Source organism: Citrobacter sp. CK185 (assembly GCF_030333565.1).
GTDB classification, from domain to species: Bacteria; Pseudomonadota; Gammaproteobacteria; order Enterobacterales; family Enterobacteriaceae; genus Citrobacter_B; species Citrobacter_B koseri.
This window is the reverse complement of record NZ_JAOWFR010000023.1, coordinates 599425-610854: the sequence shown is the minus strand read 5'-3', so window position 1 is coordinate 610854 and position 11430 is coordinate 599425. Positions and strand designations below refer to the sequence as shown.

The following is an 11430-nucleotide window of genomic DNA, read 5'->3' as shown; positions in this document are numbered from 1 at the left end:
TATGTTGCGTATTTTTCTCTTTGTTTTCGCTCTCCTGAGCGCAGGGTGTGTGTCGCTTGATCCGCACTACAGCACGCCCGATGCGCCGGTTCCGGCAAGTTTACCGGGCGCGCAGGGGCAGGGGAACGCTGTCAGCCGCGACTGGCAGCAGATTGTTAACGACGCTCGGCTGCAACAGGTGGTGAACACTGCCCTTAACAGTAACCGTGATGTCCAGAAGGCGATTGCCGATATCGACTCCGCACGGGCGTTGTATGGCGAAGCGCGTGCCTCGTTGTTCCCGACGGTGAATGCTTCACTCAGTTCTACACGCAGCCGTACGCTGGCGAACGGAACCGGAACGAGCGCTGAAGCCGATGGCGCGGTGTCCAGCTTTGAGCTGGATCTGTTTGGCCGCAATCAGAGCCTGTCGCGGGCGGCGCGGGAAACCTGGCTTGCCAGCGAATTTACCGCGCAGAACACCCGTTTGACGTTAATTGCCGAGATCAGCACCGCGTGGCTGACCCTGGCGGCAGATAACAGCAATCTGGCGCTGGCCAGGGAGACGATGGCCAGTGCGGAAAACTCGCTGAAAATTGTTCAACGTCAGCAGCAGGTCGGGACAGCCGCCGCAACGGATGTCAGTGAAGCGATGAGCGTTTACCAGCAGGCGCGCGCCAGCGTAGCCAGCTATCAGACTCAGGTGGCGCAGGATATCAACGCCCTGAACCTGCTGGCGGGCACAACGCTGCCGGAAAGCGTGCTGCCCGGTACGCTGGAAAGCCTTGATGCGCAGGTGATTACGCTGGTGCCCGCTGGCGTCTCTTCTTCCGTGCTGTTGCGTCGGCCGGATATTCAGGAAGCGGAACATAACCTGAAAAGCGCCAATGCCGATATTGGCGCGGCGCGAGCGAATTTCTTCCCGACCATCTCCCTGACGGCAAGCGCCGGTGTCGGCAGCGATGCGCTCTCGTCCTTGTTCAGTCATGGCATGAAGGTGTGGTCGTTTGCCCCTTCCATTACGCTGCCGCTGTTTACCGGCGGCAGCAACCTGGCGCAGCTCCGCTATGCCGAAGCGCAAAAACGGGGACTCATTGCTACCTATGAAAAAACGGTGCAAAGCGCGTTCAAAGATGTGGCTGATGCGCTTGCCCGGCGTGCGACGCTGGATGAACAGCTGGATGCCCAGCGCCAGTATGTCGCCGCAGAACAAAAAACGCTGGATGTCGGGATGCGTCGTTATCGCGCCGGGGTCGGGGATTATCTGACCGTACTGACGGCGCAACGCACGCTGTGGTCGGCGCAGCAGACGCTTATCGCCCTGCAACTGACGGACAATGAAAACCGCATAACGCTCTGGCAGTCGCTCGGCGGCGGGGCCCGGTAATCAGAGGGAGGTGTTTTTATGGCGCGTGTGTCGCTTTCGTGGGTGCTGATCCTCGGTTTGTTAACCGGGATCGGGCCGCTGTGTACCGATCTTTATCTGCCCGCTCTGCCGGAGATGTCCGAACAGCTGGCAACGACGACCACCCTGACGCAACTGACGCTGACGTCTTCGCTGATCGGTCTTGGGCTTGGGCAACTGCTGTTTGGCCCGCTCAGCGACCGGATTGGTCGTAAGGTTCCGTTGATCCTGTCGCTGTTGCTGTTTATTGCCTCTTCGGTACTGTGCGCGACAACTCAGGATATTCACTGGCTGATCGTCTGGCGTTTTGTGCAGGGCGCGGCGGGGGCCGGTGGTTCGGTGCTCTCGCGCTCTATTGCGCGGGACAAATATCAGGGTGTGACCCTGACCCAGTTCTTCGCGCTGCTCATGACGGTGAACGGCATCGCCCCAGTGCTTTCTCCGGTTCTGGGCGGCTACATTGCCACCGCGTTTGACTGGCGTATGTTGTTTTGGGTAATGGCGGGGATTGCGACACTGCTTTTGCTCTGCTGCATCCTGTTTATCAGTGAGACGCTGCCGCAGCGAACGCGCGGCGCATCGTTATTTTCGACCGGGCGCAGCGTGGTGAAAAATCGTCTCTTTATGCGCTTTTGCCTGATGCAGGCCTTCATGCTGGCGGGGTTGTTTGCTTATATCGGCTCTTCGTCATTTGTGCTGCAAAGCGAGTATGGCTTAAGCCCGATGCAGTTCAGCCTGCTGTTTGGCCTTAATGGGATCGGGCTGATCGTCGCCTCGCTGATTTTTTCCCGTCTTGCGCGTCGAATCACGGCAATGACGCTGCTGCGCGGCGGCTTGCTGTTGGCCGTCATCTGCGCGTTAATCACCTTGCTCTGCGCCTGGCTACAGCAGCCGGTTCTGGCGCTGGTAGCGCTCTTTTTTACCGTCGCCTTTTGCAGCGGAATTGGCACCGTGGCGGGCGCAGAGGCGATGAGCGTGGTGGACGTTCAGGAGTCAGGAACCGCCTCCGCGCTGATGGGGATGAGCATGTTTGTTTTCGGTGGCATCGCCGCGCCGTTGTCGGGGCTGGGCGGCGAAACCATGCTGAAAATGAGTCTGGCGGTGGCGCTCTGTTATGTGGCCGCTCTGCTACTGGCTAGCGGTGGTTCACGCCTTCGTAAATCAGCCTGAGGGCGAACACGCCGATGATCGCGCCAATCACCCTGCTGGCAATGCGCTGAATTCGCCCGTAAGCGCGGCGTACCGCCGGTAGGGAAAAGGCCTGGCTCAGGAAGATGCGCCAGATGACGGAAGAGAGCACGATGCCGGCCCAGGCCATCAGTCTTGCCCATGTCGGGGTTTCCGCGCTGAGCGTGACCGAGAAAATACTGATGAAAAACAGCACCGTCTGCGGATTTGACAGATCGGTTAACAGTCCCCGGCGGAAGAACACGCTCCAGGGGGCGGGAATGGGCTGTTGCAGAGTCGGCATTTGCGGGGTGGCCTGATGGCGGATGCTGTTCCAGGCAAACCATAACAAATATGCGCCGCCGACGATTTTGATCAGCGAGAAAATTTCTTCGCACTGGGTAATCAGGGTCGCCATGCCAAACAGTCCCAGCCCGGAATAAATCGCATCGCCAAGCGCCACTCCCAGCCCCGTTAATACACCGGCCCGACGCCCGGAGGCGAGGCTGGTTTGTACCACCACAAAGAGGTTTGCGCCGGGGTTAAAGAAGGTTAAGACGAACAGGCTGACGGTCAGGACAACCGCGTGCAGAGGTTCCATAGTGAGATTTCCAGGGCCTGATAGTTAACGCCATACTATTTATAGTAAAAGTGCAGGGGTGAGAGAAAGATCACAAATTATGATACATCCGGCTGACTGGATTTTTCCGCTAATCTCAACTAGTTATTTAATCACTCAGAACAGAGCATCCGTTCCGAGAAGGCGATGATAGCGTAATAACACAACCGGAGCTTTTATATGAAGACAGGATATAAAGTATTGATTGGTGCGTTAGCGTTTGTCGTAACCAACGTCTATGCCGCGGAACTGTTGACAAAGGTCGAGTTTGAGAAAGTGGAGTCGCAATACACGAAGATAGGCACCATTAATACCAGCAACGAGACGTCAACTATGGAGGCAAAAGAGGATCTGCTTAAAAAGGCCGATGAAAAAGGGGCTGATGTGGTCGTACTGACCTCCGGGCAAACCGATAATAAAATTCATGGTACTGCGGATATCTACAAGAAAAAATAAGCTGTCATCGTGCCGGATGGCGACGTAAACGTCTTATCCGGCCTACGGTTCAGTGCTGCTCGTAGCTCGTAGGCCGGATAAGCGTCAGCGCCATCCGGCAATAAGTTCTCACTCTGCTCGTAGGCCGGATAAGCGTTAGCGCCATCCGGCAATAAGTTCTCACTCTGCTCGTAGGCCGGATAAGCGCCAGCGCCATCCGGCGATAAGTCCTCACTCTGCTCGTAGGCCGGATAAGCGTTAGCGCCATCCGGCGATAAACCTTCACTCTTTTAATCGTCGCCAGAATGTCGTCCGGCTAATACCCAGATATCGCGCCGCTGCGGTTTTATCGCCGTTAAACTGCGCCAGAACCTGCTGCGGCGTAAGCGCTGATGGCGCTTCGGGAATCGTCGCCAGTTCGGGTAAAAACTGCTGTAAAAACTGGCTATCCAGACTGGGCTGCGGCTCGACGCTTAAAAAAAGCGCCAGGCGCTCCATCATATTACGCAACTCGCGAATATTGCCGGGCCAGGCATAGCGCAGAAGAATGGTCTGGCTTTGCGCCAGCCCCTCGCGCACCGATTCGCCAAACGGCGCGTCTAATGCCGCCAGGGACTGTTTCAAAAATCCCTCTGCCAGCGGCACGATATCTGACGGGCGCTCCCGAAGGGGCGGAAGCGTCAGGCGCAGAATGCTGAGACGATAAAACAGATCGGTGCGAAATTGTCCCTGCTTTATCGCCTGTTCCAGATTGCAGTGCGTGGCGCTGATGACCCGTACATCCACCGGGACAGGCTGATGCCCGCCAACGCGCGTCACCTCTTTCTCTTCCAGTACGCGCAGCAGACGGGTCTGTAAGGGCAGGGGCATTTCCCCGATCTCATCCAGAAACAGCGTCCCGCCGTGGGCGATTTCAAACAGACCGGCGCGTCCGCCGCGTCGGGAACCGGTAAATGCCCCCTCCTCATAACCGAATAACTCTGCTTCAAGCAGCGATTCGGTAATTGCGCCGCAGTTAATGGCCACAAACGGAGGCGTTTTTTTACCGCTGCGCTGGCCCCGACGGGCAAAAAACTCGCGGTGAATCGCCTGCGCCGCCAGCTCTTTACCGGTGCCGGTCTCACCCTGGATCAACACCGCCGCGCTGGAGCGGGCGTACAGCATGATCGTATGGCGAACCTGCTCCATTTGCGCGGAATGGCCGCGCATATCTCCCAGATCGTAGCGGGTGCGCAGCCCGTTGCCGGAGGCATATTGGCCGCCATGTTGCAGCGTCAGCCGGGTCATATCCAGCGCATCGCTAAACGCCTGACGCACGGTGGCCGCAGAATAGATAAAAATGCCGGTCATCCCGGCTTCTTCCGCCAGATCGGTAATTAGCCCTGCGCCGACTACCGCCTCAATGCCGTTGGCTTTCAGTTCATTAATTTGCCCACGGGCATCCTCTTCGGTGATGTAGCTGCGCTGTTCCAGACGCAAATTAAACGTTTTTTGAAAGGCGATCAGCGCGGGGATCGTCTCCTGGTAAGTGATAACGCCAATGGACGAGGTCAGTTTTCCGGCTTTCGCCAGCGCCTGGAGCACGTCGAATCCGCTGGGTTTAATCAGGATTACCGGTATGGAGAGGCGGCTTTTTAAATAAGCGCCGTTGGAACCCGCCGCGATAATGGCGTCACAGCGCTCGGTCGCCAGTTTTTTACGGATATAGTTCACCGCTTTTTCAAACCCAAGCTGGATGGGGGTGATGGTCGCCAGATGGTCGAACTCCAGGCTGATGTCGCGAAACAACTCGAACAGACGCGTTACCGAGACCGTCCAGATCACCGGCTTGTCATGATTATCGCGAGCGGGAAGGTGCGTGTCAGCCATAGCAGTTGATGTTGTATTGAGGGACCGAGATTTTGTTTTAGTCGTGTTTCATAAATGTTGCAATGAAACAGCGCGAACCGTTTCATGAAACGTTAGCTGACACGCTTTTGTCCTGATGAAAGGTATGGTTAAGTTTGTATTTTTTGTTATTTGTTTGAATTATAAGAAAAAACAAAATTCTCTCTTTTTCAGCGACCGCTCTGGCATTCCCTTTGCTTTATGTGAATCAACATTAAATAACAAGTTGATAACAAGAGGACGGGATATGTCTCTACACTCTCCGGGCCAGGCGTTTCGCGCTGCGCTCACCAAAGAAAACCCCTTACAGATCGTCGGCGCCATCAATGCCAATCACGCATTGCTGGCCCAGCGCGCAGGCTATCAGGCGATTTACCTTTCCGGCGGCGGCGTGGCAGCGGGATCGCTGGGTCTGCCGGATCTGGGGATCTCCACGCTGGATGATGTGTTGACCGACATCCGCCGTATTACCGACGTCTGCCCGCTGCCGCTGCTGGTGGATGCCGACATCGGCTTTGGTTCCTCCGCCTTTAACGTGGCGCGTACGGTGAAGTCGATGATCAAAGCCGGCGCCGCTGCGCTGCATATCGAAGATCAGATCGGCGCGAAACGCTGCGGCCATCGCCCGAATAAGGCGATCGTGTCCAAAGAGGAGATGGTGGACAGGATTCGTGCGGCGGTGGATGCGCGTACCGATCCTGACTTCGTGATCATGGCGCGTACCGATGCGCTGGCGGTGGAAGGATTAGAGGCGGCGATCGATCGCGCGCGGGCTTATGTGGAAGCGGGGGCCGACATGCTGTTCCCGGAAGCGATTACCGAGCTGTCAATGTATCGCCAGTTCGCCGATGCCGTACCGGTGCCGATCCTGGCGAATATCACGGAGTTTGGTGCGACGCCGCTGTTTACCACCGACGAACTGCGCAGCGCTAACGTGGCGATGGCGCTCTACCCGCTGTCGGCATTTCGCGCCATGAATCGCGCTGCCGAGCGTGTCTACAACGTGCTGCGCCAGGAAGGCACGCAAAAAAACGTTATCGACATCATGCAGACCCGCAACGAGCTGTACGAAAGCATCAATTATTACCAGTACGAAGAGAAGCTGGATGCGCTGAACCTGAAGTAGAGCCGTAGGCCGGATAAACGAAGTGCCATCCGGCAATGCCTGATGGCGGCTGCGCCTTATCAGGCCTACGGCTTATCAGGCCTACGGCGGCGAAACGTACACCCTCAATACCCTACATATAACAATGACGAGGACAACATGAGCGATACGACGATCCTGCAAAACAACACCCATGTCATTAAGCCCAAGAAATCTGTCGCATTATCGGGCGTTCCGGCCGGAAATACCGCGTTGTGTACCGTGGGAAAAAGCGGCAACGACTTACACTATCGCGGGTACGATATTCTCGATCTCGCGGAGCATTGTGAATTTGAAGAAGTCGCGCATCTGTTAATTCACGGCAAATTGCCCAATAGCGATGAACTCCATGCCTATAAAAATAAGCTGAAAGCGTTGCGTGGATTACCGGCCAATGTACGCACCGTGCTGGAAGCATTGCCTGCGGCGTCGCACCCGATGGACGTCATGCGCACCGGCGTGTCGGCGCTCGGCTGTACGCTGCCGGAAAAAGAGGGGCATACCGTTTCCGGCGCGCGCGATATCGCCGACAAACTGCTGGCCTCGCTCAGTTCCATCCTGCTCTACTGGTATCACTACAGCCATAACGGCGAACGTATTCAGCCGGAAACTGACGACGACTCCGTTGGTAGCCATTTCCTGCATCTGCTGCACGGCGAGAAGCCGTCGCAAAGCTGGGAAAAGGCGATGCACATCTCGCTGGTGCTGTATGCCGAGCATGAATTCAACGCGTCCACTTTCACCAGCCGGGTGATTGCAGGGACGGGCTCCGATGTCTACTCCGCCATCATCGGCGCGATTGGCGCGCTGCGCGGCCCGAAGCACGGCGGGGCGAATGAGGTATCGCTGGAAATTCAGCAGCGTTATGAAACGCCGGAGGAGGCCGAGGCGGATATCCGCAAACGCATTGAAAATAAAGAGGTGATCATTGGTTTTGGCCATCCGGTCTACACCATTGCCGATCCGCGCCATCAGGTGATCAAACGCGTGGCGAAACAGCTTTCGGAGGCCGGTGGTTCGCTGAAGATGTACAACATCGCCGACCGTCTGGAAAACGTGATGTGGGAATCGAAAAAGATGTTCCCCAACCTCGACTGGTTCTCGGCGGTCTCCTACAACATGATGGGCGTCCCCACCGAAATGTTCACCCCGCTGTTTGTGATCGCCCGCGTCACCGGCTGGGCGGCGCACATCATCGAACAGCGTCAGGACAACAAAATTATCCGACCTTCCGCCAATTATACCGGCCCGGACGATCGCGAATTTATTCCGCTGGATCAGCGCCAATAACTTTATTTCTCTAACGATAAAACGCAGGAAATGTACCCTATGTCCGCACAAATAATGAACATTCGCCCGGAATTTGACCGTGAAATCGTTGATATCGTCGATTACGTCATGAACTACGACATCACCTCTAAAGTGGCCTGGGACACCGCCCACTACTGCTTGCTCGACACGCTGGGCTGCGGTCTGGAAGCGCTGGAATATCCGGCCTGTAAAAAACTGCTGGGGCCGATCGTTCCGGGCACCGTTGTGCCGAACGGCGTACGTGTACCGGGCACCCAGTTTCAGCTCGATCCGGTGCAGGCGGCGTTTAATATCGGCGCGATGATCCGCTGGCTCGACTTCAACGATACCTGGCTGGCGGCAGAGTGGGGCCACCCCTCTGATAACCTCGGCGGGATTCTGGCAACCGCGGATTGGCTGTCGCGTAATGCGGTTGCCGCAGGCAAAGCGCCGCTGACCATGAAGCAGGTGCTGGCCGGGATGATCAAAGCCCATGAGATTCAGGGTTGCATCGCGCTGGAAAATTCCTTCAACCGCGTCGGCCTGGATCACGTACTGCTGGTCAAAGTGGCTTCGACAGCGGTTGTCGCCGAAATGCTGGGGCTGACGCGTGATGAGATCCTCAACGCGGTGTCGCTGGCGTGGGTGGATGGTCAGTCGCTGCGCACCTATCGCCATGCGCCAAACACCGGTACACGTAAGTCCTGGGCGGCGGGCGATGCCACCTCCCGTGCGGTGCGTCTGGCGCTGATGGCAAAAACTGGCGAGATGGGCTATCCGTCGGCGCTGACGGCGAAAACCTGGGGCTTTTATGACGTCTCTTTCAACGGCGAGCCGTTCCGCTTCCAGCGTCCGTATGGTTCTTACGTCATGGAAAACGTGCTGTTCAAAATCTCCTTCCCGGCGGAGTTCCACTCGCAGACGGCGGTTGAAGCCGCCATGACCCTTTTTGAACAGATGCAGGCGGCGGGCAAAACGGCGGCGGATATTGAGAAAGTGACGATTCGCACCCATGAAGCCTGCATTCGCATCATCGACAAAAAAGGGCCGTTGAATAACCCGGCCGACCGCGACCACTGCATTCAGTACATGGTGGCGATCCCGCTACTGTTCGGGCGCTTAACGGCGGCGGATTATGAGGATGGCGTAGCGCAGGACAAACGCATTGACGCCCTGCGCGAGAAGATAACCTGCTTTGAAGACCCGGCGTTTACCGCTAACTACCACGACCCGGAAAAACGCGCCATCGCCAACGCTATCACCCTTGAATTTACCGATGGTTCACAGTTTGCCGAGGTGGTCGTGGAGTACCCGATTGGCCACGCTCGCCGCCGCGCCGACGGCATTCCGAAGCTTATCGATAAATTCAAAATCAACCTGGCGCGTCAGTTCCCGACCCGTCAGCAGCAGCGCATTCTGGATGTCTCCCTGGACAGAACTCGCCTGGAGCAGATGCCGGTCAATGAATACCTCGACTTATTTGTCATCTGAGCCAGCAGGCAGTAAGTTCAACAGGAGAGCTTCATGTCTTTTAGCGAGTTTTATCAGCGTTCCATTACGCAGCCGGCGTCGTTCTGGGCCGAGCAGGCTCGACGTATCGACTGGCAGCAGCCGTTTACTCAAACGCTGGATCACAGCCATCCGCCTTTTGCCCGCTGGTTTTGCGGCGGAACCACTAATTTGTGCCATAACGCTATCGACCGCTGGCTGGACAAGCAGCCGGATGCGCTGGCGCTGATTGCCGTCTCTTCTGAAACGGAAGAGGAGCGCACGTTTACCTTCAGCCAGTTGTATGACGAAGTGAACGTGGTGGCGTCGATGCTGTTGTCGCTGGGCGTGCAGCGCGGCGACCGGGTGTTGGTTTACATGCCGATGATTGCCGAGGCGCACATTACGCTGCTGGCCTGCGCGCGGATTGGCGCGATTCATTCGGTGGTGTTCGGCGGTTTTGCCTCGCACAGCGTAGCGGCGCGAATCGACGACGCTAAGCCGGTGCTGATTGTCTCGGCAGACGCCGGGGCGCGCGGCGGTAAGATTCTGCCGTATAAAAAGCTGCTGGATGATGCCATCGCGCAGGCGCAGCATCAGCCGCGCCACGTTTTGCTGGTGGATCGCGGGCTGGCGAAAATGGCGCGAGTACCGACGCGCGATCTCGATTTTGCGTCGCTGCGTCAGCAGCATCTCGGGGCGCGGGTGCCGGTGGCCTGGCTGGAATCCAATGAGATCTCCTGCATTCTCTATACCTCCGGCACGACCGGAAAACCGAAAGGCGTACAGCGCGACGTCGGCGGCTATGCGGTGGCGCTGGCAACCTCGATGGACACTATCTTCGGCGGCAAAGCGGGCGGCGTGTTCTTTTGCGCGTCGGATATCGGCTGGGTTGTGGGGCACTCTTATATTGTCTACGCGCCGTTGCTGGCAGGCATGGCAACCATCGTTTATGAAGGGTTGCCGACGTACCCGGACTGCGGCGTCTGGTGGAAGATCGTAGAGAAATACCGCGTCAGCCGGATGTTCTCTGCGCCAACCGCCATCCGCGTGTTGAAAAAGTTCCCGACGGCGCAGATCCGCAATCACGATCTCTCCTCGCTGGAGGTGCTCTATCTGGCCGGTGAGCCGCTGGATGAGCCGACGGCCGCCTGGGTGACGGAGACGCTGGATGTGCCGGTTATCGACAACTACTGGCAGACCGAGTCCGGCTGGCCGATTATGGCGATCGCCCGCGCGCTGGACGACCGGCCTTCACGGCTGGGCAGCCCTGGCGTACCGATGTACGGCTATAACGTGCAGTTGCTCAACGAGGTCACTGGCGAACCTTGCGAGGTGAACGAGAAGGGGATGCTGGTCATTGAGGGGCCGCTGCCGCCTGGCTGCGTTCAGACTATCTGGGGGGACGATGCGCGTTTTGTGAATACCTACTGGTCGCTGTTCTCGCGTCAGGTGTACGCCACTTTCGACTGGGGGATTCGCGACGCGGACGGCTATTATTTCATCCTCGGGCGCACCGATGATGTGATCAACGTCGCCGGGCACCGTCTGGGCACGCGCGAGATCGAGGAAAGCATTTCCAGTTACCCGAACGTGGCGGAAGTGGCGGTGGTGGGGGTGAAAGATGCGTTGAAGGGACAGGTGGCGGTAGCGTTTGTGATCCCGAAACAGAGTGACACGCTGGAGGACAGGGACGTGGCGCAAACGGAAGAGAAGGCGATTATGTCGCTGGTGGACAGTCAGATCGGTAATTTTGGCCGCCCGGCGCACGTCTGGTTTGTTTCACAGTTGCCGAAAACACGCTCTGGCAAAATGCTGCGTCGTACGATCCAGGCGATTTGCGAAGGCCGCGATCCGGGCGATTTGTCCACGCTTGACGATCCCGCTTCGTTGCAACAAATCCGTCAGGTGATTGAGGAGTAACCGAGGTGCCCGGTGGCGTTATCGCTTATCGGGCCTGGAAGAAAATGTATCGCAGGCCGGATACGGTGCTTGCACCGCCATCCGGCAATTTCC

Annotated in this window: 9 protein-coding genes; 7 read left to right on the top strand and 2 right to left on the bottom strand. The window is 57.4% G+C overall.

Annotation, left to right across the window (positions count from 1 at the left end):
• Nucleotide 1: 1 nt before the first annotated feature.
• Nucleotides 2-1366 carry an efflux transporter outer membrane subunit gene (locus OGV79_RS10515; protein ID WP_012133654.1) on the top strand — a complete coding sequence of 455 codons (1365 nt, stop codon included), beginning with the start codon at nt 2-4 and terminating at the stop codon, nt 1364-1366.
• 18 nt (nt 1367-1384) lie between these two features.
• A complete protein-coding gene (locus OGV79_RS10510) occupies nt 1385-2554 on the top strand; it encodes a multidrug effflux MFS transporter (RefSeq protein WP_115181930.1) in 1170 nt (389 codons plus the stop codon).
• Here the strand turns inward: OGV79_RS10510 and OGV79_RS10505 are convergent.
• Entirely contained in the window at nt 2520-3152 is a 633-nt protein-coding gene (locus OGV79_RS10505; protein WP_115181929.1) for a LysE family transporter, read from the bottom strand. The genes OGV79_RS10510 and OGV79_RS10505 overlap by 35 nt on opposite strands.
• A 198-nt stretch (nt 3153-3350) precedes the next feature.
• Here OGV79_RS10505 and yahO point away from each other — a divergent pair, with 198 nt between their 5' ends.
• Nucleotides 3351-3626: a DUF1471 family periplasmic protein YahO gene (yahO, locus tag OGV79_RS10500; protein ID WP_012133651.1), complete on the top strand. Its 276-nt coding sequence runs from the start codon at nt 3351-3353 to the stop codon at nt 3624-3626.
• A gap of 261 nt (nt 3627-3887) precedes the next feature.
• On the opposite strand, the gene prpR is transcribed toward yahO, so the two are convergent.
• Nucleotides 3888-5474, bottom strand: a complete 1587-nt coding sequence (gene prpR, locus OGV79_RS10495; protein ID WP_012133650.1) for a propionate catabolism operon regulatory protein PrpR — start codon at nt 5472-5474, stop codon at nt 3888-3890.
• A gap of 265 nt (nt 5475-5739) precedes the next feature.
• Here prpR and prpB point away from each other — a divergent pair, with 265 nt between their 5' ends.
• The 4 genes from prpB (at nt 5740) to prpE (ending at nt 11337) form a co-directional block, all read left to right on the top strand.
• A complete protein-coding gene (gene prpB / locus OGV79_RS10490) occupies nt 5740-6618 on the top strand; it encodes a methylisocitrate lyase (protein WP_024130618.1) in 879 nt (292 codons plus the stop codon).
• A 138-nt stretch (nt 6619-6756) separates the two neighbouring features.
• Nucleotides 6757-7926, top strand: a complete 1170-nt coding sequence (prpC, locus tag OGV79_RS10485) for a bifunctional 2-methylcitrate synthase/citrate synthase (RefSeq protein WP_024130617.1) — start codon at nt 6757-6759, stop codon at nt 7924-7926.
• Nucleotides 7927-7965: 39 nt separating this feature from the next.
• A complete protein-coding gene (locus tag OGV79_RS10480) occupies nt 7966-9417 on the top strand; it encodes a bifunctional 2-methylcitrate dehydratase/aconitate hydratase (protein WP_248623424.1) in 1452 nt (483 codons plus the stop codon).
• A gap of 33 nt (nt 9418-9450) precedes the next feature.
• Nucleotides 9451-11337, top strand: coding sequence for a propionate--CoA ligase (prpE, locus tag OGV79_RS10475; RefSeq protein ID WP_200026832.1), 1887 nt, complete (start codon nt 9451-9453; stop codon nt 11335-11337).
• Nucleotides 11338-11430 lie beyond the last annotated feature (93 nt).

Bases quoted from the DNA above. Each gene is read 5' to 3' on its own strand.
- OGV79_RS10505 (WP_115181929.1), bottom strand. From the start codon at position 3,152: ATGGAACCTCTGCACGCGGTTGTCCTGACCGTCAGCCTGTTCGTCTTA.
- OGV79_RS10515 (WP_012133654.1), top strand. From the start codon at position 2: ATGTTGCGTATTTTTCTCTTTGTTTTCGCTCTCCTGAGCGCAGGGTGT.
- OGV79_RS10480 (WP_248623424.1), top strand. From the start codon at position 7,966: ATGTCCGCACAAATAATGAACATTCGCCCGGAATTTGACCGTGAAATC.
- prpC (WP_024130617.1), top strand. From the start codon at position 6,757: ATGAGCGATACGACGATCCTGCAAAACAACACCCATGTCATTAAGCCC.
- prpR (WP_012133650.1), bottom strand. From the start codon at position 5,474: ATGGCTGACACGCACCTTCCCGCTCGCGATAATCATGACAAGCCGGTG.
- OGV79_RS10510 (WP_115181930.1), top strand. From the start codon at position 1,385: ATGGCGCGTGTGTCGCTTTCGTGGGTGCTGATCCTCGGTTTGTTAACC.
- yahO (WP_012133651.1), top strand. From the start codon at position 3,351: ATGAAGACAGGATATAAAGTATTGATTGGTGCGTTAGCGTTTGTCGTA.
- prpB (WP_024130618.1), top strand. From the start codon at position 5,740: ATGTCTCTACACTCTCCGGGCCAGGCGTTTCGCGCTGCGCTCACCAAA.
- prpE (WP_200026832.1), top strand. From the start codon at position 9,451: ATGTCTTTTAGCGAGTTTTATCAGCGTTCCATTACGCAGCCGGCGTCG.